General features: G+C 27.2%; 30 protein-coding genes and 1 pseudogene. 1 reads left to right on the top strand and 30 read right to left on the bottom strand.

What is annotated here, in order from left to right:
* The first annotated feature begins 3 nt into the window (after positions 1 to 3).
* Positions 4 to 1386: an alanine/glycine:cation symporter family protein gene (locus CJ192_RS02115; RefSeq protein ID WP_102197586.1), complete on the top strand. Its 1383-nt coding sequence runs from the start codon at positions 4 to 6 to the stop codon at positions 1384 to 1386.
* Between the two features lie 44 nt (positions 1387 to 1430).
* Here the strand turns inward: CJ192_RS02115 and CJ192_RS02110 are convergent, their stop codons facing one another.
* The 30 genes and pseudogenes from CJ192_RS02110 to CJ192_RS01970 form a co-directional block, all read right to left on the bottom strand.
* Positions 1431 to 1700 carry a preprotein translocase subunit YajC gene (locus CJ192_RS02110; protein WP_004816757.1) on the bottom strand — a complete coding sequence of 90 codons (270 nt, stop codon included), beginning with the start codon at positions 1698 to 1700 and terminating at the stop codon, positions 1431 to 1433.
* Positions 1690 to 2814 carry a tRNA guanosine(34) transglycosylase Tgt gene (gene tgt, locus CJ192_RS02105; RefSeq protein ID WP_004813454.1) on the bottom strand — a complete coding sequence of 375 codons (1125 nt, stop codon included), beginning with the start codon at positions 2812 to 2814 and terminating at the stop codon, positions 1690 to 1692. The genes CJ192_RS02110 and tgt overlap by 11 nt, the downstream gene beginning before the upstream one ends.
* Positions 2815 to 2822: 8 nt before the next feature.
* Complete coding sequence (gene queA / locus CJ192_RS02100) at positions 2823 to 3845, bottom strand: tRNA preQ1(34) S-adenosylmethionine ribosyltransferase-isomerase QueA (RefSeq protein WP_102197585.1); 1023 nt, start codon at positions 3843 to 3845, stop codon at positions 2823 to 2825.
* Positions 3842 to 4855, bottom strand: a complete 1014-nt coding sequence (gene ruvB, locus CJ192_RS02095) for a Holliday junction branch migration DNA helicase RuvB (RefSeq protein ID WP_004813459.1) — start codon at positions 4853 to 4855, stop codon at positions 3842 to 3844. The genes queA and ruvB overlap by 4 nt, the downstream gene beginning before the upstream one ends.
* A gap of 9 nt (positions 4856 to 4864) precedes the next feature.
* Positions 4865 to 5458 (bottom strand): Holliday junction branch migration protein RuvA, encoded by a 594-nt coding sequence (ruvA, locus tag CJ192_RS02090; RefSeq protein WP_102197584.1) that lies wholly within the window; start codon positions 5456 to 5458, stop codon positions 4865 to 4867.
* Positions 5458 to 5952: a crossover junction endodeoxyribonuclease RuvC gene (gene ruvC / locus CJ192_RS02085; protein ID WP_004813463.1), complete on the bottom strand. Its 495-nt coding sequence runs from the start codon at positions 5950 to 5952 to the stop codon at positions 5458 to 5460. The genes ruvA and ruvC overlap by 1 nt, the downstream gene beginning before the upstream one ends.
* Before the next feature lie 40 nt (positions 5953 to 5992).
* On the bottom strand, positions 5993 to 6700 hold the full coding sequence (locus CJ192_RS02080; protein WP_102197583.1) for a hypothetical protein: 708 nt from the start codon (positions 6698 to 6700) through the stop codon (positions 5993 to 5995).
* A 196-nt stretch (positions 6701 to 6896) separates the two neighbouring features.
* Positions 6897 to 7640, bottom strand: coding sequence for an HAD family hydrolase (locus CJ192_RS02075; protein ID WP_102197582.1), 744 nt, complete (start codon positions 7638 to 7640; stop codon positions 6897 to 6899).
* Entirely contained in the window at positions 7627 to 7977 is a 351-nt protein-coding gene (locus CJ192_RS02070) for a hypothetical protein (protein WP_102197581.1), read from the bottom strand. The genes CJ192_RS02075 and CJ192_RS02070 overlap by 14 nt, the downstream gene beginning before the upstream one ends.
* Positions 7965 to 8462, bottom strand: a complete 498-nt coding sequence (locus CJ192_RS02065) for a metallophosphoesterase family protein (protein WP_102197580.1) — start codon at positions 8460 to 8462, stop codon at positions 7965 to 7967. The genes CJ192_RS02070 and CJ192_RS02065 overlap by 13 nt, the downstream gene beginning before the upstream one ends.
* Position 8463: 1 nt before the next feature.
* The gene (gene rdgB / locus CJ192_RS02060; RefSeq protein ID WP_102197579.1) at positions 8464 to 9048 is read right to left on the bottom strand and encodes an RdgB/HAM1 family non-canonical purine NTP pyrophosphatase; all 585 of its coding nucleotides are present in this window, start codon (positions 9046 to 9048) and stop codon (positions 8464 to 8466) included.
* Between the two features lie 55 nt (positions 9049 to 9103).
* Positions 9104 to 10576, bottom strand: coding sequence for a hypothetical protein (locus CJ192_RS02055; protein ID WP_102197578.1), 1473 nt, complete (start codon positions 10574 to 10576; stop codon positions 9104 to 9106).
* Positions 10563 to 11948, bottom strand: coding sequence for a HAMP domain-containing sensor histidine kinase (locus CJ192_RS02050; protein ID WP_244261625.1), 1386 nt, complete (start codon positions 11946 to 11948; stop codon positions 10563 to 10565). Before CJ192_RS02050 ends, CJ192_RS02055 begins: the two co-directional genes overlap by 14 nt.
* A 50-nt stretch (positions 11949 to 11998) precedes the next feature.
* Positions 11999 to 12694 (bottom strand): response regulator transcription factor, encoded by a 696-nt coding sequence (locus tag CJ192_RS02045; RefSeq protein WP_004816733.1) that lies wholly within the window; start codon positions 12692 to 12694, stop codon positions 11999 to 12001.
* A complete protein-coding gene (locus CJ192_RS02040; protein WP_004816592.1) occupies positions 12684 to 13586 on the bottom strand; it encodes an ROK family protein in 903 nt (300 codons plus the stop codon). The genes CJ192_RS02045 and CJ192_RS02040 overlap by 11 nt, the downstream gene beginning before the upstream one ends.
* Positions 13579 to 15207, bottom strand: coding sequence for a nucleoside kinase (locus CJ192_RS02035; protein WP_004816418.1), 1629 nt, complete (start codon positions 15205 to 15207; stop codon positions 13579 to 13581). Before CJ192_RS02035 ends, CJ192_RS02040 begins: the two co-directional genes overlap by 8 nt.
* Positions 15191 to 16147, bottom strand: a complete 957-nt coding sequence (locus tag CJ192_RS02030; protein WP_102197577.1) for an RluA family pseudouridine synthase — start codon at positions 16145 to 16147, stop codon at positions 15191 to 15193. Before CJ192_RS02030 ends, CJ192_RS02035 begins: the two co-directional genes overlap by 17 nt.
* Before the next feature lie 2 nt (positions 16148 to 16149).
* Positions 16150 to 16689 carry a DUF6648 family protein gene (locus CJ192_RS02025; protein WP_004816801.1) on the bottom strand — a complete coding sequence of 180 codons (540 nt, stop codon included), beginning with the start codon at positions 16687 to 16689 and terminating at the stop codon, positions 16150 to 16152.
* A gap of 36 nt (positions 16690 to 16725) precedes the next feature.
* The gene (locus CJ192_RS02020) at positions 16726 to 17154 is read right to left on the bottom strand and encodes an ATP-binding protein (protein WP_004813496.1); all 429 of its coding nucleotides are present in this window, start codon (positions 17152 to 17154) and stop codon (positions 16726 to 16728) included.
* Positions 17151 to 18107 carry a tRNA modification radical SAM protein MnmL/YtqA gene (gene mnmL / locus CJ192_RS02015; RefSeq protein ID WP_102197576.1) on the bottom strand — a complete coding sequence of 319 codons (957 nt, stop codon included), beginning with the start codon at positions 18105 to 18107 and terminating at the stop codon, positions 17151 to 17153. The genes CJ192_RS02020 and mnmL overlap by 4 nt, the downstream gene beginning before the upstream one ends.
* The gene (locus CJ192_RS02010) at positions 18100 to 18456 is read right to left on the bottom strand and encodes a DUF1292 domain-containing protein (RefSeq protein ID WP_039913912.1); all 357 of its coding nucleotides are present in this window, start codon (positions 18454 to 18456) and stop codon (positions 18100 to 18102) included. Before CJ192_RS02010 ends, mnmL begins: the two co-directional genes overlap by 8 nt.
* A 2-nt stretch (positions 18457 to 18458) precedes the next feature.
* Entirely contained in the window at positions 18459 to 19859 is a 1401-nt protein-coding gene (locus tag CJ192_RS02005) for a zinc-binding metallopeptidase family protein (RefSeq protein ID WP_102197575.1), read from the bottom strand.
* 11 nt (positions 19860 to 19870) lie between these two features.
* Positions 19871 to 20617, bottom strand: a complete 747-nt coding sequence (locus CJ192_RS02000; protein ID WP_102197574.1) for a peptidylprolyl isomerase — start codon at positions 20615 to 20617, stop codon at positions 19871 to 19873.
* Between the two features lies 1 nt (position 20618).
* The gene (locus CJ192_RS01995) at positions 20619 to 21227 is read right to left on the bottom strand and encodes a S1 RNA-binding domain-containing protein (RefSeq protein ID WP_244897266.1); all 609 of its coding nucleotides are present in this window, start codon (positions 21225 to 21227) and stop codon (positions 20619 to 20621) included.
* 48 nt (positions 21228 to 21275) lie between these two features.
* Positions 21276 to 21413: pseudogene (locus CJ192_RS09515) on the bottom strand (RNA-binding protein); the annotation flags it as partial.
* 26 nt (positions 21414 to 21439) lie between these two features.
* Positions 21440 to 22291, bottom strand: coding sequence for a YitT family protein (locus CJ192_RS01990; RefSeq protein WP_102197572.1), 852 nt, complete (start codon positions 22289 to 22291; stop codon positions 21440 to 21442).
* Positions 22292 to 22408: 117 nt separating this feature from the next.
* Positions 22409 to 23317 (bottom strand): hypothetical protein, encoded by a 909-nt coding sequence (locus tag CJ192_RS01985; RefSeq protein ID WP_004816684.1) that lies wholly within the window; start codon positions 23315 to 23317, stop codon positions 22409 to 22411.
* Between the two features lie 11 nt (positions 23318 to 23328).
* Positions 23329 to 25038, bottom strand: a complete 1710-nt coding sequence (gene ptsP, locus CJ192_RS01980; RefSeq protein ID WP_102197570.1) for a phosphoenolpyruvate--protein phosphotransferase — start codon at positions 25036 to 25038, stop codon at positions 23329 to 23331.
* A gap of 60 nt (positions 25039 to 25098) precedes the next feature.
* Positions 25099 to 25359, bottom strand: a complete 261-nt coding sequence (locus CJ192_RS01975) for an HPr family phosphocarrier protein (protein ID WP_004813516.1) — start codon at positions 25357 to 25359, stop codon at positions 25099 to 25101.
* Between the two features lie 52 nt (positions 25360 to 25411).
* A complete protein-coding gene (locus CJ192_RS01970; protein WP_102197569.1) occupies positions 25412 to 26422 on the bottom strand; it encodes a LacI family DNA-binding transcriptional regulator in 1011 nt (336 codons plus the stop codon).
* Positions 26423 to 26446 lie beyond the last annotated feature (24 nt).

Below are 26446 nucleotides of genomic sequence, written 5' to 3'. Positions count from 1 at the left end.
AATATGATTGAATTATTAAAAAGTTTTGAAAATTTATTGTGGGGATTACCCTTAATAATCGGAATAATTGGTACTGGTATTTACATAAGTCTTAAAACAAAGGCTATACAATTTAGAAAATTACCCTATGCACTTAAAAATACTCTAGGTAAAATTTTGGAAAAACCTAATAAAGAAAACAAGGGTGACATAAGTCCATTTGGAGCTTTGGCTACAGCCCTTGCTGCAACAGTTGGAACTGGAAATATAGTGGGTGTTTCTCTTGCTATAATCCTAGGAGGACCTGGCGCAATTTTTTGGATGTGGCTTGCTGCCTTATTAGGTATGGCCACAAAATTTTCTGAAGTTACCTTAGCTCTTGCCTTTAGGGAAAAGAAAAACGGTCAATATGTTGGTGGTCCCATGTATTATATTGAAAAAGGCTTAAATAATAAAAAACTCGCAAAAACCTTTGCTATTTTTGCTGGAATTGCCGTTTTTGGAATTGGAGATTCTACCCAAGCAAATGCTATTGCTAATGTATTACATGATTCTTTTGGAATAAATACTATTATCAGTGGCTTTATTTTATCTATTTTGGCAGGAATTGTTATAGTAGGTGGAATTAATTCTATTACAAAGGTAACTGAAAAACTAGTCCCACTAATGTCATTTTTATACATAGTTGGTTGTTTATGGATTTTGATTCTAAACAAGGCTAATATTTTACCAGCTTTTAAATCAATTTTTGTTGGCGCTTTTAATCCAAAAAGTCTTGGTGGGTCTTTTGCAGGTCTTTCTGTAAAAGCAATTATTTCTGCTGGTGTTGCAAGGGGGGTTTTTACTAATGAAGCAGGTCTAGGTTCATCTCCAATGGCTCATGCGTGTGCATCAACAGATCACCCTGTTCGTCAAGGTCTTTGGGGGATTAGTGAGATTTTTGTTGATACTATTATAATTTGTACAATGACAGCCCTTGTAATTCTTTCTACAAATGTTGATATAACTGATACAAATAATGCAGCTAGTCTTGTAGCGAGAGCTTTTGCCACAGGATCTAGCATTGGAAATTTAATCGTAAGTCTTGGCTTGAGCCTTTTTGCTTTTTCTACAATTTTAGGATGGGCTTATTACGGAGAAACTACACTTAGATATTTATTTGGAGAAAAAATTATTATTCCATATAGAATTTTCTATGTTATATTTGTTTTTCTAGGCGCAAATATGGATCTTGGTCTTGTTTGGATTGTTGCAAATATATTGAATGGTTTGATGGCCTTACCTAACCTCTATGCTCTGATAAATCTTTCACCTATTGTTGTAAAGTTAAGTAAAGATTTCTTTAAAAATCCAAAAAAGATAAGAAAAAGTCCAAGTGAATATAATTTTTTACTTAAAAATGATTAAAAAAAAAGCTATTATAGACTATTTTAAACAGTCTATAATAGCTTTTAAATTTCTAATATTTTCTCTATACTATCAGTTTCTAATAACAAATAAGAGTTTTTTTCTTCATTACCACTTATAATTAGGCAATCAGCTTTGTTAAATTCTACAACTTCTCCAATAATTTTACTTTCAGTCATAATTTTTGATCCTACTTTAAGATTTTCCCTAACAAATTTTTTATTTTTCTTCTTAACTAAATCATCTTTTAAAGAATAAAAATAAAACATCAAAGCTAAGATTATTAAAATTATATATTCTAATTTAAGATTCATATCCATATTTTTTGTAAAATTCTTTTTTAAAGTCTAAAAACCTATCTTCCATTATTGATTTTCTTATATCTTCACACAATTTTAATAAGAAATATAAGTTATGGTAGGTTAAAAGTCTTGCTCCTAAAATTTCATTTACATTAACTAGATGTCTAATATAGGCTCTTGAATAATTTTTACATGTATAGCAATCACAATCATGATCAAGAGGTGTGAAATCATCCTTATACTTTGCATTTCTTACAACTAGTCTTCCCTCTGATGTTATTGCTGTTCCATTTCTTGCAATTCTTGTAGGAAGAACACAATCTGCCATATCAATTCCTGCTTCAAAAGATTCAAATAAATAATCAGGGCTACCTACTCCCATATTATATCTAGGTTTATCTTCTGGTAAAAGTGGGGTTGTATATTTTAATAACCTAATCATTTCTTCTTTTGGTTCCCCAACTGAAAGTCCACCTAAAGAATATCCATCAAAATCCATAGCACATGTTTCTTCTACAGACCTTTTTCTTAAATCTTCATACATTCCACCTTGGATAATTCCAAATAAAGATTGGTCTTTGTGAGAATTAGCTTTATGATAATCAAGTCCTCTTTTCGCCCATCTTACTGTTCTTGCTACAGAATCTTCTACATATTTATAATCAGCAGGATAAGGAATGCATTCATCAAAACTCATCATTATATCTGAATGTATATCATTTTGAATCTCAATTGATTTTTCTGGAGTGAATAAATGTTTTGATCCATCAATATGAGATCTAAAGACTACTCCTTTCTCAGAAATATCCCTATTTTCTGATAAGGAAAAAACTTGAAATCCCCCACTATCAGTAAGAATAGGTCCATTCCAATTCATAAATTTATGTAGACCTCCAGCTTTTTTCATAATATCCATTCCAGGTCTTAAATACAAATGATAGGTATTTCCTAAAATTATTTTTGCATCAATTTCTTTTAATTCTTCAACACTCATAGTTTTTACTGTAGCCTTAGTTCCAACTGGCATAAAAATTGGTGTTGGTATATCTCCATGGTCAGTGTGAATTACTCCACACCTTGCATTGGAATACTTGTCTTTTTTAATTAATTCGTATTTTATCGCCATTTTTTCTCCTATTTTAAAAACATAGCATCGCCAAAACTAAAGAACCTATATTTTTTCTCTACTGCATCTTTATATGCATCTAAAATTATTTCTTTATTAGCAAGGGCCGATACAAGCATTATAAGTGTAGATTTTGGTAGGTGGAAATTAGTTATTTGACAATCAATTACATTAAATTTAAATCCTGGATAAATAAAAATGTCTGTCCAACCTGAATCTTCTTTTATTTGTCCATTTTTTTTGAAAACTGATTCCAAAGTTCTAGTGGTAGTTGTTCCTGTTGAAATGATCCTCTTATTATTTTTCTTAGTTTCATTAATCAAATCAGCAGTTTCTTTACTAATTTGATAATATTCAGAATGCATCTTATGATTTTTTACATCATCAACTTTTACAGGTCTAAATGTACCAAGTCCAACATTTAAGGTAATAAAGGCTAATTTCACTCCCTTATCTTCTATTTTCTTGAGAAGTTCTTTTGTAAAATGTAGACCTGCAGTAGGTGCTGCAACAGATCCAGGATTTTTTGAATAAACTGTTTGGTATCTTTCCTTATCTTTTAATTTTTCTTTTATATAAGGTGGTAAGGGCATATTTCCAAGCCTATCAAGTATTTCTTGAAATATCCCTTCATATGAAAATTCAACTACCCTATTTCCATCTTCTTTTATGTCAATCACTTCAAGACTTAATTCATCAGAAAAAATACATTTTGTTCCAATCTTCATTTTTTTTCCTGGTTTTACAAGAACTTCCCACTTATCTTTTTCTATATTTTCTAGCAAAAATACTTCTATTTTTTCTTCCTTGTCTGGTCTGTGACCAAAAAGTCTTGCAGGAATTACCCTTGTATCATTCATTACAAGAAGATCACCCTCATTTAAATAGTCTATAATATCATAAAAGTGCTTATCTTCTCTTTGACCTGTTTTTCTATCAACAACCATCAACCTTGAAAAATCTCTTTTATCTGCTGGGTGTTGTGCAATTAATTCTTCTGGTAAATAATAATCAAAATCTTCTGTTCTCATTTTTTATCCTTATATTTTAATCCATAATGTTCATAAGCTTTTTTCGTTAATATTCTTCCCCTTGGAGTCCTTGTCAAAAAACCAATTTGAAGTAAATAAGGCTCATAAACATCTTCTATTGTAACATTTTCTATTCCAGTTGAGGCAGCAATTGTATCCACACCTACAGGACCACCATCAAAATTTTCATGCATAGTTAAAACTATTTTTTTATCCATATTATCAAGACCCATAGGATCAACTTCTAGTAATTCTAATCCTTCACATGAAGTTTCATAATCAATTATTTCGTCTTTTTTAACAATTGCATAGTCCCTAACTCTTTTTAAAAGTCTATTTGCAATTCTTGGTGTCCCCCTACTTCTTCTTGCTATTTCAAAGGCACCTTTTTCATCAATCGGTATATCTAATATATCTGCAGATCTTTTTACAATTTTTGTAAGGTCTTTTGTATCATAAAGATTTAAAGATAATAAAACTCCAAACCTATCTCTTAATGGAGCAGAAAGCATACCCGCTCTTGTAGTTGCTCCAACTAGGGTGAATTTTTCTAGATCTATTCTAATAGATTGAGCATTAGGTCCTTTTCCAACTATTATATCTAAGGCAAAATCCTCCATAGCAGGGTATAAGATTTCTTCAACTGACCTATTTATCCTGTGAATTTCATCAATAAATAAAACATCTCCCTTATCAAGATTTGTAAGAATACTTGCAAGGTCTGATGGTCTTTCAATTGCAGGTCCACTTGTAATTCTAATATTTACTCCAAGCTCATTTGCAATTATATTTGAAAGAGTGGTTTTTCCAAGACCTGGAGGCCCTTGCAAAAGCACATGATCTAGAGCTTCTTCTCTTTTTAAAGATGACTCTATAAAAATTTTTAATTTTTCTTTTGCCTTATCTTGACCTATATAATCATTTAGCCACTTAGGCCTTATACTTAATTCCTTGTATTTATCGTTTATTTGCTCATTAGAGCCGACTATTCTTTCATTTTGATCATACATATAATCACCCTAAATCATTTTCTTTAAAGCTTCTTTAATAATTTCTTCAAGGCTTAAGTCAGAATCTTTCAATGTAGTTAAAACTTTATCTATACTATTTCTTTGATAGCCTAAGTTTATTAAGGCTTCCCTTGCTACATCAATTTCTTTATTAGAAGTTGTAAATGAATCTTCAGAAATTGATATATCATCATTAATTGCCATCTTCTTAACCTTATCAACAAGCTCTAGAATTATTCTTGAAGCAGTTTTCTTTCCTATCCCTTTAGCTTTTGTAAGCGTATCTATATCATTATTTACAATGGCAAGTTTTATCTTATCTACATTTAAAGTCGACAAAACTGCTATAGCATTTTTGGGGCCGATTGTTGATACACTTGTCAAAAGCTCAAAAACTTCAAGTTCATCTTTTGATGAAAAGCCAAATAAAGAAATATCATCCTCTCTGACATTCATTTTTGTAAAAATTTTAAATTCATTGTTTATTTCTAACGTCTTTATAGTATTAAAAGAAGAATTTATTAAATAACCAATATTATTATTTTCGATAATAAAATTCTCTTCTCCAATATATTTTATCTCACCTATTATATAACTTATCATTAATTCATCCTAAATTGTTCCTTAAATCTTTGACTGAAGGCGTGTGTAAGAGCAACAGCCAAGGCATCAGCCGCATCATCTGGTTTCGGAATTTCACTTAAATTAAGCAAAGTTGTAATAGTCTCTTGCATTTGCTTTTTATTCGCCCTACCAAATCCAGTTATTGCCTGCTTTATTTGTAGAGGTGTGTATTCATAAATGGGTAAATTGTTCATTTGTGCACACAAAACTTGTATCCCCCTAGCATGTCCCACCGTAATAGCTGTCTTTACATTTTGATTAAAAAATAATTCTTCAATCGCAAACTCATCTGGTTTATATTGCCTTATAATATCACTCAAATTTTTATATAAAATTTCTAATCTTTCTGGAGTTTTTGTTTTAGCTGAGGTTGTAACAACTCCATTTTCTAAAACATTATACCTGTTTCCATTAACTTCCAAAACTCCGTAACCCATTATAGCAATTCCTGGATCTATACCTAAAACTATCATAATTTCCTTTCTTAGCAATTAAAAAAGGGCTAACTGCCCTTTAATGATACCTATTTATGACCTCAATACATAGTCCTTTCCAATAATAATTAGCATATACATCAATAGCTATGTTATAAAACAAGCTAACTAGCTTATCATTAATTTCCATAGCCTGATTTATTGTAATATCTTCTGTATAAATCATATCCATATCAAATGCTAATTGCTTATTAGTATTTACATCCAAATTTAAAACTTTATATTTTAAATATGTATCTGAATATTTTTTTACATCTTTTCTAATACTTGCAATAAGTTTTTTATCCTCATAAATTTTTCTAACATACTTATTTTTTGTATCAGAAACATACTTATTATCTTCTGTAAAAATCTGATTTTCTTCAAATAAAAAAGAGTCCCCATAATAGTTAATAGCACAGAACTCTAAGTCATCAATTAATTTTTTATCCATAAATGACTTGTTTTCACTTTTTATACTCAATAAAAATTCAAATTTATCTAGGTCTTTTCCTATAGACCTATCTAAACTTCTAATTATTTGATCAATATCGGATAAGTACCAAAAATTCTTTTTTAAATTTTTAAATATATAAGTTTTTATAAAATATTTATTTTTACTAAAATTACTAAAATTTTTATTGTCATATAATGACATCAATGTATTTAGTGATGAAATGTCATCATTAATTAAATAATCATATTCAAGTTTTTCTATTATTGGTTTTTTTTCCGCACTTGATGTCATATTTCATATCCCTCTTTATAATCTGTAAATAAATTTTAACACAAATTAGAATTTATTTATTTATGTTTATTTAGACAGAAATAAAAATAGCTAAAACTTATAGAAATTTTATTCAATTTAAGAACAAAATTGAATAAATAAAATCTATTTTAGCTATTTAAAAAAATCTGATTTAATTTTATTCATTTGAATTTTTTTAAAATTTATTAAAATAAACTTTTAAATCTTTGAGTTTAAAACTATAATTCACATCTTTTCTTTCGATATGAACTATTGTTTTATTTCTTAAATTCTCACTTTTATTTATCCTATCAATAAGCTCAAAGCTTGGATTTATAGCATGAGCAAACCCTACATTTTCAAACATAGAATAATCTCCGTTTGTATCCCCATAAGCATGTGACTTTGATAAATCTATATTATATTTATTAGTTAGATAATCTATAGATTTTTTCTTATTCTTACTATCCCACATAGGATAAATTTGACCTGTAAATTTATTGGATTTATCAAATACATACTTAGTAGCTATTGTATCATCCGCTCCATAAATTTTTGCAAAATCATTTACCAAAAAATCTGGAGAACCTGAAATCACAAAAACTTTGTAGCCTTTTTCTTTATGATATTCAAGAGCATTTTTAGTTATTCTATAAATTTTACTTTTATTATTTTCAATTACCTTTTTTGCATAAAAGTTTATTGTATCTTTATCTATACCTTTTAAATTTTCTTGATATAATAATGAAGCCTTATCGAGATAATCTTCGTAAGGCCCCTTTCTATCCTGGTATTTTTGATATAAAGGCTTTACATTTGTTATCCAATTATTTTTATCTAGAATATTATTTTTTGTCAAAAGAAAATAATGCTCTATAAGCAAAGAATTTCTAAATAAGGTCCCATCTATATCAAAAAAAGCAGCCTTATTTTTTTCCATCTCTTCTAACCTTTTTATGATTATCACCATAATCTTTCTTAATATTATTTGTTAGATTAAGTATAAATGCAAAAAATATTCCTACTAAGGCATTTGATAATAAAATTACTGAAATCAACGCAATATTAAGACCAATTGATGAAGTCAAACTAAAAATAGCCACAATTGCTAAAGCTAATCCAACAATTCCAATAATAAAAGATGGATAAAATTTTGCTATTTTACTATCATTATTTTTATCCATAAAATAAGTTATTCCAATTATAATTAAAGATATAATTGGTATTACTATTAATTTGGATATATTATCAACTATTAAACTAATTAATCCTGCCATAAATTTTCCTTATCCAAGTCTATTCTTTTTATTTCAAAATTTTTTTCTGTATCAATTAATATAAACCCAAAATTATTATCCCTTGCTAGGCTAGGTGAGCCTGGATTTAACAGATACAAATCTAAATCTTTAATGTACTCATTGCTGTAAGTATGGGTATGACCAAATATAACTATATTACAACCATAATCTAAGGCTTTTTGAATTAATATTTTATTTGTAAAATAAACATCTTCCCTGTGTCCATGAACCAATAATATATTTTTATCTTCAACCTTTATTATCTGTTCATATGGATTAATATGATCACTATAATCATTATTACCTTTGACTGTAATATAATTTATCCCAGTAACTTTTGATATATTATATGCATCTTTTGTAAAATCACCTGCATGAATCATCAATTCTAGGTGATTATTTTCTATAAACTCACATACAGAATTTATTTCGCCATGTGTATCACTAGTTACAAGTATTTTCATCTTAGTCTTCTTTCTTTAGAAATTTTTTAAATTCTTCCAATGCTAAAGACCTGTGGCTATATTGATTTTTTTCTTGGTCAGTCATTTGGCCAAAAGTTTTATTTTTCTCTATTACTTTAAAAATTTGATCATAACCAAACTCTTTTTCCCCATATTCTTTATCGCTTATTTCACCATCAATTCTTCCATCAAAATAATAATCCTTACCATCTTGATCTATATAGCAAATTGTTGTTTCAAAATATGCTGACCTATCATCTTTATTTTTTAATTCATCTAATAATTTATCTCTATTTTCCTTATCAGTTGGATTTTCACTAGCATACCTATGAGCGTGGACACCAGGCTGTAAATCTAAAGATTTTACAAACAAGCCCGTATCATCTGCAAGTGTAGGTTTGTTTATTAAATCATATAAAGCCTTTGCTTTTTTATAAGCATTTTCACTTAAAGTTTCACCATTTTCATCTACTTCAAAATTATTTATATCAAAATCTTTTGGAGTATAAATTTCTATCTTATTGTCTAAAATTTCTTTTATTTCTCTAACCTTATCACTGTTAGATGTTGCTAATACTATTTTCATAATAACCTCTTTATAAATATTATCAAAAATTATGAAGTAAAGTCAATTTTTATAACTAATGTATGATTATGTTATTATCATTAAATGTTTTTTCCCACTTTTCTGCATATGATCCTAGACCTTGTTCAAACATTATTATCTGTGTTGAGTTAGCTAATTTAATAGAAAATTTAGGATTAGGATCTATTAGTCCATTTTTTATTCCATAAAATAAAATTTCATCGGGACTTTGAACTGCAACATATTGACCGTTTGCTAGCCCAAAATAATCCCTAGCTTGTCCATTAATATTTTTAATCTGGTCAACTGTTATATCTTTATTATTTTGATTTGAAAAGTTTTTATCAATAGCTAACTCTATAGGGAAAGTCTTTTGCTCAAGGGAATCATTCTTTTCTAATTGATATGATGATTGCATTTGCCATAGGCCAAAATTTCTAACTAGACCAAAATTTGTATAATCATAAGAAATATTTCCATCTTTACTTAATGATAAGTTACTACTAATTTTATCATAAATAATTTTTTTAAAAATCTCATTACTCTTTTTATCACCTGTAAATTCATTAATTGACATGAATGAATTTGACTTTAAGTCATCAGTTTTTACAACTGCATATTTAGTAATGGGTAATTTCTCAGAGATTAAATTATAATCAAATGAAATGTAGTCCTCATTAACAAAATTTATCTTTAAATTTATATCATCATTTTCTAAAGTATACTTTTCTTTATTTTCTTTTTTATTAATTTCTTTTTCAAGTTTTATTGGGTAGGCATCAATTTTGTTATAGGTTTTATTATTTGCATCCATCTTACACCTAAGTCTCCAAAATTCCTCTTGATGTGGAAAGAATATATGTTCTGATTTTTCAATTCTTGCCATTTTGTTGGGCTCAAGCCTTACACAATAGGTATAATAATAATAATTTGGATTATTCGAATCTGTATCCACTCTTTCTCTAGCGCCTATTAAGACAGTTATGTCTTTTTCAACCTTTTCTCCAGTTTTACTTGTGCTTCTTTCTTTTGATGCTTTTTTTGCATAAGTACTAATTATAGACCTATCGACTGAATTTTTTATTTTTTTAAGAATTATCACACAGTCATCTTGAATAAAAAATATTTTTTTCTTACTTAAAATAACAAAATCTTTGTTATATAGTTGACCCTGGTTTGCTGTTAATATTTTTACATACTTATCTGATGAAAAATCAAAATCAAGAGATCTACTTTCTAAATAAGATTTTAAATTGACAAACTTTGAAGAAAATTTTGGTGGAAAAGCATAATCTTCATTTAAAGCTACTAAGTTATTGTCAATATATAACTTATCCTTTAGTTTAATACCTGACAATTCATTCTTCCCTGTTTTTTTTATCTCCTCAACTTGCCATGTTCCTTTGATAATTGGATTTTCTTGTTTTGGTGATTCAATTAATTCTGTAACATCCTCAGGTCGTCCAAAGCTACAAGAAGTTAGGATTAATAGCAAAAAAAATAAGCTTATTTTTTTAAATTTGTTCATGATCTCTAACCCTCGGTATTACTACAGTGACTGAAGTACCTTCAGTATATTTACTTTTTATAATAAGTTTTCCATCATGTGCTTTAACTATCTCTTCACAAATTGATAAGCCTAGTCCAGTCTGACTTTTAGATGAGGAGCCTTTAAAAAATTTACTAGAAACAAAAGAAATCTCATCTTCTTTAATTCCTTCACCATCATCTTTTATTTCTATATTTACGTTTTGTTCATCTTTACTTATCATAACATCAATATGGCCTTCTTTATCTGTAAATTTCATTGCATTATCTATAATATTAATAAAAACTTCTTTAAGTCTATTTTTATCACAATTTACAATTATTTTGTCATAGGCAGTTTTAAAATTAAAATTAATTTTTTCGTTCAAACTTCTAGGATATAATTGTTGGTAAACCTCTCTTGCTATTTCTACAATATTTAGATTTTCTTTTTCGTATTGGAAGGAAGTTGAAGATAATCTAGAGAAATTAAGAAGGTCTTCAACCATTAAAGATAATCTTTCTCCTTCATTTTCTATAATTGTTAAACCTTGATTCAGCATATCTTCATTTTTTTGAATTTCTTTTGATTGTAAAGTAATCGCCCATCCTTTAATAGATGTTAAGGGAGTTCTTAACTCATGAGAAACTGATGAAATAAATTCATTTTTCATATCTTCTCTTTTGACTATATTTTCACTCATATAATTTAAGGTCTGACCTAACTCAGATATTTCATTTTTCCCACTTTCGTTCGCCTTAGCTTTAAAATCACCCTGGGCTAATTTTTCCCCAACTTTTGTAAGTTTTTTTATAGGTTCAGTCCATTTTTTTGCTGCGTAATAGGAAACTACAGAAGCTACAAATAATATTATAAATCCAAAAAATAAAAATATAATCATTTGATTATTAACATTTTCTTTAACTTTCGATGTTGAAGAAACAAGCCTTAATATTCCAATTTGTTTTTGATTATCACTTAATGGATATGATAAGGCAATTACTTCTTCCCCAGTTTTTTTATTTTTGATTTTTTGATAAGAATATTCACCTTTATTAGCATTGATTACATCGCTTGTCTTAACTTTAGTTCCAATTCTAGATGATCCTTGAGAATCAAATAGGACATTTGAAGAATTATCTAATATTTGAACTTGGCTAACATTGTCTCTATAAAATGAATTTTTGTCTCCAATTACAATTTCTGATAAATCATACCTAGATAAATAATTTGTATATAAAACTTGATTATATTTGGCTTGATTTAACATAGCACCTACAAGGGCAGATTCATAGTAATTAGTAATAGATTTATATGAAAAAATTTCAAAACCAACAACTACTACAGTTACAAAAACCATTATGATTTTCATTATACTAAATATAATGCTGTTAAATTTTATATTTAAAAGTTTTTTATTCTTTATCTCCATCTATAGCCTGTGCCCCAAACTGTTTCAATATACTCAGGTTTAGCAGGATTTTCTTCAATTTTTGCTCTTATCCTTCTAATATTCACATCTACTATTTTTGTATCAGTACTGTAATTATCACCCCAAGTATCTTTCATTATTTCCATCCTACTCATAGCCTTACCTTTATTTAGAATAAAGTTTTTTAAAATTATAAATTCAGTAGGAGTTACATCAATTTCTTTATTATTTTTAAAAAAGTTTCTAGCATAAAGGTCTAATTTGAAAATTCCATCTTCTATTAGATTATTATTTTTTTCCTTCTTTTCATCATCGGTAAAATTAACTCTTCTTAACAGTGACCTTACTCTTAATATTAATTCTTGAGGATTAAATGGTTTAATTATATAATCGTCACATCCTCTTTCAAGACCCAAAATTTTATCTATATCTTGACTTTTTGCTGACACCATAATTATCCCAACTTTAGGATATTTTTTTCTAATAGTATCACACACCTCATAGCCACTTATACCTGGTAGCATAATATCTAAAATGAAAACAGAAGGTTTTTCCTCATCAGCCATCTTTAAGGCTTCCTCGCCTGTTCCAGCTTCAACTATATCAAATCCTGCATATTCAAGATTGATTTTCATAAACTGCCTTATGTGATCCTCATCATCACAAATTAAAATTTTATTGCTCATTTTCTAGCCTTTCCATCGCTATTCTTCCAGCACCAATTACGCCCGCATCATTTAAAAATTTAGCTGGTTTAATTTGTATTTTTTCTGATAAATGACAGTATTCATTAAATTTTTCTAATACATCATTCCACCAAAAATCTTTAGAATTAATAACTCCACCACCAATTATTATAGTTTGAGGGTCAAATATATTTCTTAGACTGGTCAAAAACCAAGCTAAATCACTTGTAAACCTATCTATGACTTTCTTAGCATTTTCATCCTTATCTGCAAGTTCAAAAATTTCTTGGCCTTCTAACCTATTTCTAGTTAATTCTTCATAATGTCTCACGATAGCTGTACCACTACAGTAACTTTCAGCACAACCACTTTGTCCACAAGTACAATATTCACCATTTGGATGAAGAATTACATGTCCTAATTCTGCCCCTTGAAAATTACTTCCAGATAAAAGTCCCATTTTTTTGTTATAAACAGCACCACCAAGTCCTGTACCAATGGTAATCATAACAATATCATCAAATCCTTTACCTGAACCAAGCCATTTTTCACAAACTAAAGCGATATTAGCGTCATTTTCAACAAAGACTGGTAATGATGATCTTTTTTCTAACTCTTCTTTTAGATTAAGTCCAGTCCATCCATCAATATTTCCTGCAAAAGTCACTATTCCATTTTCTGAATCAATAAAACCAGGAGTACCTACTCCAATAGCTTCTATTTCATCTGTTTTTAAGAAATCTATTATTTTAGAAATATTATCTAATACCTTATCTTTACCTTCTCTTGCACAAGTTTCTAGTCTATAAGTTTTTAAAATCTCACCATTTTCATCAATTACTGCACCTTGTATTTTTGTACCACCTATATCTAATCCAATTGTTTTAGTCATTATCCTCTCCTATAAATTCTCTTAGTATTGAATGATCATCAATTATTTTTGTATCTTCCATATTAACAAAATACAATAAAATATTTTTCAGCCTGTCTACCATATAATAATAAGTAGAATCTTGTGAAACCTGTTTTAAACATTCCATTGCATACTTTTTTAAAGCATTATATTCATAAATTAAAGATGAGTCAATATAAAAATCTGCTCTGTTTTGGTATGGGAATATATACTTTTCTTCACCATATTTTACTTTTTCCCAAGATTTTAAAGTTTCTAAAGTGTTATATCCCCTATATTTATTATCTCTTACAATTCTCCTAATCAACCTAGTTTCAGTAGAAGAAATCCTGTTTGTTGAATCTATGTTAATACCTGTTAAAACTGAAACATAAATCTTGTATTTATTTTTTTCTGGTATATAGTCAGTAAGTTTTGGGTTAAGAGCATGTATTCCTTCTATAATTAAAACAGTATTTTCTTTCATTGTGATTTTTTTATTTGATAAAGTTCTAATGCCTTTTATAAAATTAAATGAAGGTAAAATCACTTCCTTGCCTTCTAGAAGATTTAGTAAATCTTCATTTAATGAATGTAAGTCTATAGCATCAATGCTTTCATAATCTTTATTTCCATTTTCATCAAGAGGGGTTTTATTCCTATCTACAAAATAATCATCAGTAGATATTACAAAAGCATCTTTTCCTAAAACTGCAAGTTGAATAGCAAGTTTTTTAGCAGTTGTAGTTTTTCCTGACGAAGATGGGCCTGCAAGCATTACAATGTTCATATCATTGCTAATAATTTCTTTTGCACATTTGCCTAATTGATTATTGTAGTATGTCTCATTTACATTTATTAAACTTTCTATTTTATCATTCTTTACCAAATTATTTAGATCACTCGCATAATTTATACCTAATAAATTTGTCCATTTTTTTGATCTTTCATATATTTTTGGTATATTAACCTGCTCTTTAAAATCTAATAATTTGGAATCCTTATTTTTTTTGAAGTTAATTAATATACCAGGATAGTAATAAATTAACTCAAAGTCTTCTATCCATGAAGATTTTGGACATAAAAAATTTGTAAAAGAAAAATATTGACCAAAAATTTCATAAACACTAAACTCATCTATATCTACACTATTTAATAAATTATACTTATCTAGTTGATTGCTCTTTTTAAAAATTTTTAAAGCTTCATCTTTTGTATAAAATTTTCTTAGAAATGAAATATCACTTTTTATAATATTATTCATTTCTATTTTAATTTTTGATAAATCTTTATGTAAAATTTTGAAATTATCAATAGATAAATATAAGCAATTATTTACGGAATATTCAACATTAACTTTAATATTATTATAAATTTTTTTGATTGCCAATATACAAACTAGGGCTATGCTAGATTCGTAAGTTAGATTTGATATATGACTAGATTTATCTATAAGATAAATTTCATCATTTGCTGAAAGTTCATAATTTAAGTCTTCTATTTTTCCATTTACATTTGAAAGTACGTATTTTTTGTAGTCATTTGGGTATAATTGCTTAACCAATTCACATAATATTTTTTTATCTGTATTAATAATTTCCTTATTAATTAAAACCTTCATTAAATACTTCCTCTTTTAGCCTTTCAATTTCTTTAACTTGTTTTGAAATAAAACCTTTATTTTCTAAATAATTTAAGTCTTTTATTTTTCCAAATACCAATTTATAAGCAAGTAAGGCTTGACTATTTAAATTTATCTTCTTATAATTTATTTTTGATTTGCTATATTTTCTATCACCAATAATAGGCGTAGAGTTTTTGTGTAAAGAATATCTAATTTGATGAGTCTTTCCAGTTATTAGTTCACATTCAAGTAGGGTAAAATTATTCTTGCTTTCAAGAGGATAAAACTTTGTAATTATCCTTTTTCCACCTTTATTTCCTTTTACCATATTTTTATTTTCATATTTACTTATATTTGTATCAACAATAAAGTCTTTTTTTATTTCACCTTCTACTAAGGTCAAATAATATTTGTATATTTTTCCTTGTCGTATAGCCTCATTTAAAGCTCTTAAGGCCTTAGCATTTTTTGCACCAATTATAAGACCTGCTGTGTTTCTATCAAGCCTATTTACAATGCTAGGTCTAAATGTCAAATCTCTACTATTTACTTTATTTGTTTTATATAAGTATGAAGTCATTTGATCAACCAAATTTTTACCATAATCACTTGAACTTGCAGCATGAGATAAAACTCCGGATTTTTTATCAATAATTATAATATTTTCATCTTCATAAATTATATCAAGATTAAAATCACTTGCTTTAAAGTCATCCTTTCTAACCCACTTATGATAATCCTCATCTTTTATATACATTTTTACAATGTCATCTTTTTTTACTAAATCATCTTTTTTTGCTCTTTTATCATTAATTTTGAAATTTTTCTTTCTTATATTTTTTTGAATAATTGATAATGGAGCATTTTTAAAATATTTCCTCAAAAATCTATCAAATCTTTGATTTGAATCATTTTCATTTATTTTAACTTCTATCATATTTAATATGACTTATTAACATAAGAATCTATCATAGAAACTTTTGCCTCTTCTAAAAAACATTTTTTATCCTGAAGTTTTTTTAATAGATTTTTATTTTTAGAATGTAGAATTAATTTATCATAATCTTTAATATATATTTCAAAAATTTCACCTGTCAATCTTTTTGATTTCAATTTTATATAATAAGCTTCTATATCTTTATAATCTATTAATTCTAATAATTTTTCTGTGGCTATATCTTTTAAGTAATAATAATTTTCTCTATTATTTATTTCTTGTTGATACTTTTTTTTCTTTTTAGATATTAAATTCAAGGCTATTTGGTTAGATCTTTTTGCCATAATATTATAATATTGGTAATTATAAACAGCTTCTAGGACTGTAGAAATATTTGAAAATGGTTTTAAATCAAGTTTAACCAAATACTCATAATTTATTTCTAAAAATTCATTTTTACAGATTTTTTTCTCAGTTAATAAATCAATACTTTCCTTTCTCCATTTATTGAAAGTTTCTAATTTTTTTATATCATCTAACATAATATCAAAAAACCGTCTCTGTGAGACGGCTTTATTTTAATCTAATAATTTTGTTTCGTGAATTTCTGCATCAAGTGATTCAGGTATATCGCTTGCCTTACAGTCTAGGCCAAGATAGATATCGACTTTACATTCATTAGAAAGTTTAGTTAAGCTATCTGAAAGTTTCTCAATATTTTCACTATTTATATCAACTATATCATAAATACCATCGATATATATTTTTCCAATATCATAATCTCTTGCTAATATTCCAGCTATGAATCCTCTAAATGACTCAACTGAATCGATAAAGAAATCTGATGCATCTATCAATCTTACAGAGTGGTCTAGTGAATAAATTTGCTCATTATCACTATCTACAAATACGATATTTGCATTTCCCTTTCCTTTTTCATCATTAGCTTGGTCAATTAACCATTTTGTTTTTCCACTTCCTGAAGGTCCTAATACTAAATAAATCATTTCATCTCTCCCTTTAATTTTTTATATTCTCTTTGGATACTAAGATCACCTTGGAGAATATTATTCTCGTTCATATACTTTATTATTTCATCTCTAATCAACCACCAAGATGTATCCCAGTTGCAAAAAACTGTATCTTCTTTTGGAGCTCTACCAACTAATCTTTGAATTGCTATGTCCTTGTTAATATGTCTTAGAAATAAAATAACATTTTTTTGATAATCTTCTTTCGAAGGCATAACAAATTCATTATTTTTATACATTTTTTCAAGCTTTGTGTTTTTAATTATATATAAAGAATGAATCTTTACTTCTTTTACTTTAAGAGCATTAATAATTCTTGCAGTTTCAACAATATCTTGATCATCATCCCAAGGTAGAGATAGGATTACATGGGTACATATTCTAAATCCATACTCATTAATCATATTACAAGCTCTAATAAAATCAGCCAAGTCTTCACATCTATTTAGAATTTTTAATGTTTTATAATTAGCTGTCTGTAACCCCAGTTCAATAATTATATCCTTGCCAGTTTTTTTAGAAAATTCTTTCAAAAATTCCAATTTTCTGTAAGTTATACAATCACTTCTAGTTGATATTGAAATAGCTGATATATATTCTTTATCGCAAGCTTCTATAACTTCTACAAATTTATCATATTCCATATAGGTGTTTGAAAAGTTTTGAAAATAAGCTATAAACTTTTTTGCTTTATATCTATTACCTATATAATTTTTATTAGTTTCTAATTGCTTGTCCACTGTCATGGATGATGGAAGATTTTCAAAACTTCCACCACTTTCTGAGCAAAAAATACATCCTAGATTACTTCTTTCTCCATCTCTATTTGGACAAGTCAAGGATAATTTTACAGGTAATTTATATACTTTTTGTCCATATTTAGTTTTATAATATTCTGATACAGGAAAATAGGGTAAATCCTTATTCATCAATATCCCTATTTTCTAAATCATATTCGTATTCATTTACGATTTTATCTATAGTGTCATAGTCCCAATAATGTGAAAATAGATGATATATTTGGTCTAATTGTTCTTCATCTTCTAATGAATTCAACCTAATTTCTCCTGTCTCTTCATCATCTAATTCATATAAGAGTATTATTAACTCACTATTTTCAGAATCAACTAATGCTATATAATCTATGCCATCAACCGAAAATATATCTATTAGATAACATTCACTAGGATTTTCACCAAGCTGCAATTCAATTATTGCTTTTCCTTCGTTTTTTTCAAACTCAATATCATGACCATGAATTTCAAATTTTTTTGACATAATTACTCCAAACTTTTATTTAGCCTAAATAAAACTTCCTTTATTAAAGAAAATGTTTTTAAAATATCTTTAAAATCACAAGCAGATTTTTTTATATCTACTTGTTTATATTTTACCCCAATTGATATCATATTAACATCAAATTTATAGAAAATTAAATTACAATCTAAAGAATATTGTGTTTTTATTATCTCTAAATTGCTTTTAAATAAATAATCGTAGGTAGATTTAAATATTTTTGATAATTCATCATTGCTATTTTGCCAAGATGGAATTTCAAGTCTATTTATAAATTTGCCTCCGTTAATATTTGATGCTAATTTAGTTTTTTCTATCATCTGATTTAAGCTTTCTTCAGATAAAGATCTAAAAATCATAACAATATTTAACTTGTTACTAGATGTACTGGACCTAGCAAGAGTTGAGGAAGATATTGCTGTTTTAGTATTACTATCAACTGAATATGTTCCATTTAAAGCTAATTCCACAAATGACGAAATATGTTCATAAGATTCTTGAGTCATTGGATAAAATTTTAGACTATTTATTTTTTCTATTTCAAATTTTAAATTTGGTTCAATCCTTAAATTTGTTGATAAATACTCACTAACAAATAAATTAAAAACATCTAACAAGTCATTTTCGAATTCTTTTTTACACGCTATGTCTACATAGCTTATATATGGAATGCTGTCAAATTTTGCCCCACCTTTTATTTCTATAACATCTAAGTCTACTTTTGATTTGATTTTTCTCAAAAAAGTCATCAACATCTTAGTTGAGTTTTTAAAAACATTATTTATATCAGCAGTATAGTTATTTCCTACTACATCATTTAGACTTATCCTATAAATATAATTTTCCTCTAAAAACTTATTTTCGGAAATCTCTGTCCTCTCTATGGGTATTTCAACAGTGCTAAGTGTATATGAGGCGAAACTTTCGGCTATGCAATTTGACTCATTTAGGTTCAAATTAATAATATTTTTAGACCTTATAACTGATCTGAGTATACTAAAATCTCTATTATAATCATTTATAAAATTATTGGTTAATAATATATCAAAATTGCTTATTTTTTCTTCAAGCAATAATATAACATTTAAAATCCCACTTATCTCTGTTATATTTAAGTTTGTTTCTATAGAAAAATCTTCTCCATCTTTTATATTTATAAAAGATGACCCATTTATTTTGTCACTTATATTTAAGTGTAAGACAGCTTTAGCTTCTTGATTTTTTATATAATAACAATCATTTATTAATATAATATTTAATTTTTTTTCTTTTGCCTTTGACAAAACAAATTTTATAAGAGATTTTTTATCATCTATAACCTTAATGTATTCACTTAAATCTTTTGCAATAGATTTTAATTTATTGGGATAGTTCGAATTTTCCATACAAAATTCCTTTAGTAGTATTTTTTTACATCTACCTTTTCTTTTATTTTATTAGTTTTTTCCAAATATTTTTCTTGTCTCTTTATCATTAATAAAGTGTCATGAATTCTATCTTTTATTTCGTCAAACTCTGGTAAATGAGCATCATGAGTGTGATCTAGTTTAATTATATGGTAGCCAAATTGAGATTTTACAGGCTTTGAAATTTCTCCTTCATCTAATTTATCTAAAGCTTCTTCAAATTCTTTTACCATAGCACCTTGAGGAAATTCACCCAAATCTCCACCCTTGCTAGCCTTGTCAGTTGAATATTTATCAGCAGCTTTTTCAAATTCTAAACCAGCTTTTATTTCTTCTAATATTTTATTAGCCTCATCTTCACTATCAACTAAGATATGACTAGCCTTATAAGTTTTTGGTTGTTTTATTACTTCTTTATTGTTATCATAATATTCTTTTAATTCATCATCACTTACTTTAATATCTTTAAATAATAAATGCATAGCATAATTTTTTAACATATTTTCTTTTGTTAATTTCACCTGATCTGTGAATTCTTTGTCTTGATCAAGTTTATTTTCAATTGCATCTATATACATTAATTCTTGATTAACAAGCTCATCAGCAATTTGATGTATGCCTTGTGGATTTAAAAATTGTTGTCCGCCTTGCATTTGAGTAATAAAGCTAACTACATCTTTCTGGCTGATTTTTTTACCATTTACTTCAGCTAAAATTTCATTTTGTTTTTCTGTCATTTTACCTCTCCAATAATTCTATTTTTTTAGGATATATCCTAATATATTTTTCTTTATACAGTCTTCCAATAGCTCTTTTGTATGCTGCCTTTGAAAAACCAAATACCTTATAAATCTTATCTGGTGATGACTTATCTCCTAAATTAATTATTCCATCATTTTCTTCTAGATAATATAGGATTTTTTTACTATCATCATCAATTTCTAAGTATGACCTTTTTCTATTCGATAGTTCTATTTTCCCATCATCTTTTACTTCTTTAACTCTTAGTTCCATAAGTTCACCTTCAATATGCACACCTTTTAATTCATTAATCCTAATTAAAGAATCAAATTGATTATTGATTGCTACAAAGGCTCCTATATGCTTATTTATAGAATATATCCTACCTTCCACAATATCATTTTCTTTAAAATTATGTTCATTTGATAAAAGATCTCTTATTTTGCTAGTAAGTATTGGCATATTTTGATTGTCAAAATAAAGTCCAACAGGGTAAGTCATATCCTTTATAATTTTATAAGTTTTTTCGCTTGATGGCATTAGTAATTTTATATTATCTTGGTATAAAAAATATGCTCCATTTTTTTTGATTTCAATGCAAGGCATACTATAGACTTTATTAGCTTCTAAATTTAAATTTCTACTAGCTCTTAGTATATTATTTTTATCATAATAAATATAGGCTTCTATCTTATCACCTTGTTTATATCCATCAATCTCTTTCTTATCTATTAAAGCATCTCCAAATTTTGTTTGTATATATGCTTTGTTTTTGTTAAATCTCTTTATTATTAGTTTATTAATAAAATCACTCCTAACTATTTAAATACATCATATGTAAATCCTTCACCTAAAACTTCTGATATTGTGTGAGTAAATACAAAGGCATTTTTATCTATCTTTAAAATATCGTCTCTAATAGGTATATATTTCCTAAAGGGCACTACTGTTAATAAAATATCTCTTTCTTTATGGGAATATCCACCTTCTGACTTATATAAGCTTACTCCTCTTTCGTACTTGTTTAAAATCATGGAATTTATTTCATCACTGTAATCGCTTATAATAGTTATTGCAATTTTTCTTCCCAAACCTTGGATAAAATAGTTAAAACCAAATGATTGTATAATAACTGTTAATACTGCATACAACGCCATTTCTATTCCAAACTCTTTTACAGCCATTAATACAACCATAGAATCTATAAAAAACAAGCACTTAGCTAAAGCTATATTAAAATATTTATTTAAAATAGCAGCAACTATATCAGTACCACCTGATGATGCATTATTAAAGAAAATTCTACTTAATGCAAACGAAACAATTCCCGCCCCAAATAAAATATTTATTACAATATCATTAGTAAAAACTGTATCTGGAAAAAATTTTTCAAAAAACATCAAGCTCAATGATATTAGCAAGGCTGATAAGACTGATTTGTATCCAAATTCTTTACCCATCAAAAGAAATGCCAATACAAATAAAATTACATTTATAAACAAGGACCATTGTCCAACAGTAAAAAAGCTAAACCAATTAGCAAATATTAGCGAAATACCTGTCACCCCACCTGAGGCAATTTTATGTTGGACTAGAAAAAAATACATTCCAAAAGCTATTAATATTGAATTTACTGAAATATTAATAGTCTTAATTATTTTATCACCCATATTATTTCCTCTATTCACATTTATTTAAATTTTTCACAGTAGACTACTCTATTATTAACAAAATTTAAGATATTCAAATATAAAAGGCTAAGAAAGAAATATTCCTAGCCTTTTATATTACCTTATCCATGAAGGTATTATTTCTGAAAAGTTATCATACATATTCAAGATTTTTTCTATTTCAAATTCACTCAAATATGATTTTTTATTATCTCTAATATCAACTAAGGATTGTAAAATAAAATATGCTTGGTAAAAGCTTAAAAGTCTATAAAATTTTCTAGAAATCACATCATTACCATGATATGATTTTATCACACCAATTGCAAAATCGGGGTGTTTTATTGCTATTTTATTAATATTAACAAAGTCACTAACTCCATCGCCAACCTTTATTTCTTTTAAACCTCTAATATCTATTTGATCCTTATCAAAAATTCTGATATTTTTATAACTTATATTTTGATATAAAGGATTACAAGTTGTATTTTTACAGATATATTTGTTATTCATTAAATAATCTACTAAGATATAATCGTTATTATCATGAACTTTATTTAAACCATGTCTGTATAATAAAAAATTAACTTTTGTTTCTACATTCTTATACCAATCTAAATTATTATTCTTATCAATTTTTTTTATATGAATATTTTTAAGTATTCTCCCAAACTTAGAACCTATTTTGTAAGCTTCTTCCTTGCTTATCCTATCTAAATATTCTCCTAAAGAAATTTCATTTCTATATTCAAAAACTTTATAAGACTTATTAATATCTGGCATTATCCCAATTTCAAATAAATCTAAAGTATCTAACAAATCAATCTCTTTTAAATAATTGTTTATTTTTTCCTCGTTTTTTAAATTGTCATAATCATTAATATTATAAAGTCCTAAAACATAGGAAATATCATCAACTTTTACCCTGATTTTATTTGAAGATATATCTTCAATCACTTTAATCCTATCAATTTTATCTATAAAAAATTTAGTTCTTTTTATAATTTTAAGAGACTTATCATTCATATTTTTATCCATTAATTATGTTTTTCAACAGATTCTTCTATATCTTTAACATCTTCTAAGTCTAGAATATTTAAAGCAAATTTTTCCTCTTCTTTAAAGTTAGAATTTCTAATAATATCTTTTACCTTTGGCAATTTAGATGCAGATCCTGAGAACTCATCTAGACCAAGACCTAATAGCAATTTTGTAGCCTTAGTATCTGATGCAAATTGGCCGCACATTCCAGTCCATTTACCTGCCTTATGACTTTCATCGATAACATGTTTAATTGATCTGATTACTGCTGGATTAAAGTTATTATATATATCAGAAATATTTTCATTTCCTCTGTCACAAGCAAGGGTATATTGGGTCAAGTCGTTTGTACCAATTGAGAAGAAATCAGAATATTTTATTAACTTATCCGCCATAATTATTGATGCAGATGTTTCAACCATTATTCCGAGGTCTATATCTTTATTATAAGCTATTCCTTCTTTATCAAGATCCTTTTTCAAATCTTCAAGTAAGGCTCTAGTTTGTTTAATTTCGTCAGTTGAAATAACAAAAGGAAGCATTATTTTTAAATTACCAAAGGCTGACGCTCTAAGTAGGGCTCTTAATTGGGCTTTAAAAATATCTTGATGATCTAAGCAAAATCTAATTGCCCTATAACCTAAAAATGGATTTTCTTCTTCAGGGAAATCATAATAATCTAGGCCTTTGTCCCCACCAATATCTAAAGTTCTAACAACTAATGGTTTTTCTCCAAGCATTTGAGTGGCTTTTTTGTATACTTGGTATTGTTCTTCCTCTGTTGGGAAATGATCATTTTCCATATACAAAAATTCTGTCCTAAATAGTCCAACCCCGTCACATCCATGTTCAATTGCAACTTCAAGGTCAGCTAGATTTCCGATATTTGCAGAAACTTCACATACTTTTCCATCTAGAGTTTTAGCTTCAAGATTTTTTACTTTTTCAAGTCTTTGTCTTTCTTCTTTTTCTTTTTCAATCTTTTCTTTATATTCATTAACTTCTTGATCAGAAGGATTTATAATTAGTAGACCTTGATTTCCATCAATAATTGCTAGCTCATCGCCTTTAATTCTTGTAGAAATATCTTGCATACCTACTAGTGCAGGAATATCTAAGTTTTGAGCAATTATAGAAACATGAGATGTTTTTCCACCAAGATCTGTAGCAAATGCTAAAACTTTTTCCTTATCCATATTAGATGTATCAGATGGTGTTAGCTCTTTAGAAATAACAATATATTCCTCATCTAGTTTTGATAAATCTTTCGGAACTATATTTTTTATTTTACACAAAACTTGAAAACCAATGTCTTTGTAATCATCAGCTCTTTCTTTTAAATATTCATCATCAAGAGCAGACATAACCATTACCATTTGTTCTACTGTCTCACTTGTAGCAAGCTCAGCATTTTTATTTTCATTTTGAATTTTCTCTTTTATAGTATCTGAGAAGTATGGATCTTGTAACAGTTCTTTGTGAGCTCTAACTATATTTAAAACTTCTTCGTTATCTTCGTTATTTTCTTTAAAGTCTAAATCTTTAAAGTAAGCATCAATGGCTTGATCAACCTTTTTAATATTATCTTCTTTTTCTCCATCTTGGATACTTAACTTATCAATAACTAACTCTTCTTTATTAAATAAAAAAAGCTTACCTATAGCAACTCCATTAGATGCTATAATACCTTTTAATTTTTCTGACATTTTTAAAATTCCTTTCTAATTATAAAAATATAGGGGTACAAATAAGTACCCCTTAATTAATTATTCTGATAAGTTATCAATAAAATCAGCTAGTTTATCTGCGAAAGCTTCTTCGTCTTCACCTTCAACTATGATACCAATTTCTGTACCCTTTGAAATTCCAAGACTCATTACGTTAAATATACTTTTAGCGTTAGCTTCTTTGCCATCTTTAACTAATTTAACATCACCAGGATAATTTTTTACAAATTGAACTAATGATGCAGCTGGTCTTGCGTGTAGACCTGTTTCGTTAGTAACAACAATTTTTCTTTCTGCCATAATTGCCTCCTAAATTATTATATTATTATTTTAACATTTAAATAAGTTACATTCAACTAATGCTTTTTGTACTATCTCTTTCTATTAATTGGGCATCTAATATCCAATTGTTTTCAAGGATGTCTTCTTCTCCTCTAATTCTTTTGATTAGTGCCCTTATTCCTATGGCTCCTATATCATAGTTAGGGATAGAAACAGTAGTTAATTTCGGTCTATATACTCTAGATATTTCATAATTTCCGAATCCTACTACTGAATAATCTTCTGGTATTTTTATACCATTATCAAGACAATAAGATATAAATCCTACTGCTGTTTGATCATTATAAAAGCTTATAGCACTTATATTTTCGCTTTTAGCTTGAGATATAACCTCTTCTCCTATATTATACCCATCATCACTATTTTTTCCATCAGCTTCTATAATAATAGATTTTAAATTATTTTCTTTAATAAATTTCTCATAGCCTGAAATTTTTGTGTCTGTTAAATGATTGTGATTTTTGAGTGTAACGTAAGCGATATTTTCATGTCCTTGATCAAATAAATATTTTACAAGTTTATATTGTTCTTTTTCATAATCTATTTTTACAGTATTTATTTTTTTGAATTCATGTAATTTATCTAATAATAAAAATGGTATTTTATTATCTCTTAACTTCACCAAAATTTCAGGAGAAATATCCTCGCTTATTACTACAATTCCTTCAACTTGTTTTGTTGATAAGAAGTCAATAGCATTTTCTAGGGCATTATCGTCCCCATAAGTACTTGATAGAATTATATCGTATTTATAGAGGTGACCGATTTCTTCTACTCCCCTAATTAATTGCGCCATATATTCTATTCCAATGTCCTCAACTATAACTCCTATTAGGTTAGATTTTTTCATAACCAAGCTTCTAGCAAGCTCATTTGGCTTAAAATCTAATTTATTTATAGCATCTAAAACTTTTTTTCTTGCTTCAGGACTTACAGGTTTTGAGTCATTCATTACTCTTGATACAGTTGAGATTGAAACTCCTGCAAGTTTCGCAACGTCTTTAATCGTTGGTTGTGCCATGTATGCTCCTTTCTTTATAAAAAA

This window comes from Anaerococcus hydrogenalis (assembly GCF_002871895.1).
Taxonomy (GTDB): Bacteria; Bacillota; Clostridia; order Tissierellales; family Peptoniphilaceae; genus Anaerococcus; species Anaerococcus hydrogenalis.
The sequence above is the reverse complement of the archived record's forward strand: the minus strand, read 5'-3'. Positions and strand labels throughout refer to the sequence as shown.

Coding starts and splice junctions, on each gene's coding strand:
- queA (WP_102197585.1), bottom strand. CDS start 3,845: ATGAGAACAGAAGATTTTGATTATTATTTACCAGAAGAATTAATTGCA.
- ptsP (WP_102197570.1), bottom strand. CDS start 25,038: ATGTCAGAAAAATTAAAAGGTATTATAGCATCTAATGGAGTTGCTATA.
- CJ192_RS02020 (WP_004813496.1), bottom strand. CDS start 17,154: ATGATTTATTTAGTATTAGGACCTTCAGGAAGTGGAAAAACAAAATGG.
- CJ192_RS01975 (WP_004813516.1), bottom strand. CDS start 25,359: ATGGCAGAAAGAAAAATTGTTGTTACTAACGAAACAGGTCTACACGCA.
- CJ192_RS02010 (WP_039913912.1), bottom strand. CDS start 18,456: ATGTCAAAAAAATTTGAAATTCATGGTCATGATATTGAGTTTGAAAAA.
- CJ192_RS02080 (WP_102197583.1), bottom strand. CDS start 6,700: ATGACATCAAGTGCGGAAAAAAAACCAATAATAGAAAAACTTGAATAT.
- CJ192_RS01970 (WP_102197569.1), bottom strand. CDS start 26,422: ATGGCACAACCAACGATTAAAGACGTTGCGAAACTTGCAGGAGTTTCA.
- CJ192_RS02050 (WP_244261625.1), bottom strand. CDS start 11,948: ATGAAAATCATAATGGTTTTTGTAACTGTAGTAGTTGTTGGTTTTGAA.
- CJ192_RS01990 (WP_102197572.1), bottom strand. CDS start 22,291: ATGGGTGATAAAATAATTAAGACTATTAATATTTCAGTAAATTCAATA.
- CJ192_RS02040 (WP_004816592.1), bottom strand. CDS start 13,586: ATGACTAAAACAATTGGATTAGATATAGGTGGTACAAAAATACAAGGT.
- ruvB (WP_004813459.1), bottom strand. CDS start 4,855: ATGTATGATCAAAATGAAAGAATAGTCGGCTCTAATGAGCAAATAAAC.
- CJ192_RS02000 (WP_102197574.1), bottom strand. CDS start 20,617: ATGACAGAAAAACAAAATGAAATTTTAGCTGAAGTAAATGGTAAAAAA.
- ruvC (WP_004813463.1), bottom strand. CDS start 5,952: ATGATAGTTTTAGGTATAGATCCAGGAATTGCTATAATGGGTTACGGA.
- CJ192_RS02070 (WP_102197581.1), bottom strand. CDS start 7,977: ATGGCAGGATTAATTAGTTTAATAGTTGATAATATATCCAAATTAATA.
- CJ192_RS02035 (WP_004816418.1), bottom strand. CDS start 15,207: ATGAAGGTTTTAATTAATAAGGAAATTATTAATACAGATAAAAAAATA.
- CJ192_RS01995 (WP_244897266.1), bottom strand. CDS start 21,227: ATGCCTTGCATTGAAATCAAAAAAAATGGAGCATATTTTTTATACCAA.
- ruvA (WP_102197584.1), bottom strand. CDS start 5,458: ATGATAAGTTATATAATAGGTGAGATAAAATATATTGGAGAAGAGAAT.
- CJ192_RS01985 (WP_004816684.1), bottom strand. CDS start 23,317: ATGAATGATAAGTCTCTTAAAATTATAAAAAGAACTAAATTTTTTATA.
- CJ192_RS02065 (WP_102197580.1), bottom strand. CDS start 8,462: ATGAAAATACTTGTAACTAGTGATACACATGGCGAAATAAATTCTGTA.
- CJ192_RS02075 (WP_102197582.1), bottom strand. CDS start 7,640: ATGGAAAAAAATAAGGCTGCTTTTTTTGATATAGATGGGACCTTATTT.
- CJ192_RS02030 (WP_102197577.1), bottom strand. CDS start 16,147: ATGATAGAAGTTAAAATAAATGAAAATGATTCAAATCAAAGATTTGAT.
- mnmL (WP_102197576.1), bottom strand. CDS start 18,107: ATGAATAAGGATTTACCCTATTTTCCTGTATCAGAATATTATAAAACT.
- CJ192_RS02110 (WP_004816757.1), bottom strand. CDS start 1,700: ATGAATCTTAAATTAGAATATATAATTTTAATAATCTTAGCTTTGATG.
- CJ192_RS02005 (WP_102197575.1), bottom strand. CDS start 19,859: ATGGAAAATTCGAACTATCCCAATAAATTAAAATCTATTGCAAAAGAT.
- CJ192_RS02045 (WP_004816733.1), bottom strand. CDS start 12,694: ATGAGCAATAAAATTTTAATTTGTGATGATGAGGATCACATAAGGCAG.
- CJ192_RS02025 (WP_004816801.1), bottom strand. CDS start 16,689: ATGTTAGATGATATAAAAAAATTAGAAACTTTCAATAAATGGAGAAAG.
- CJ192_RS02115 (WP_102197586.1), top strand. CDS start 4: ATGATTGAATTATTAAAAAGTTTTGAAAATTTATTGTGGGGATTACCC.
- tgt (WP_004813454.1), bottom strand. CDS start 2,814: ATGGCGATAAAATACGAATTAATTAAAAAAGACAAGTATTCCAATGCA.
- CJ192_RS02055 (WP_102197578.1), bottom strand. CDS start 10,576: ATGAACAAATTTAAAAAAATAAGCTTATTTTTTTTGCTATTAATCCTA.
- rdgB (WP_102197579.1), bottom strand. CDS start 9,048: ATGAAAATAGTATTAGCAACATCTAACAGTGATAAGGTTAGAGAAATA.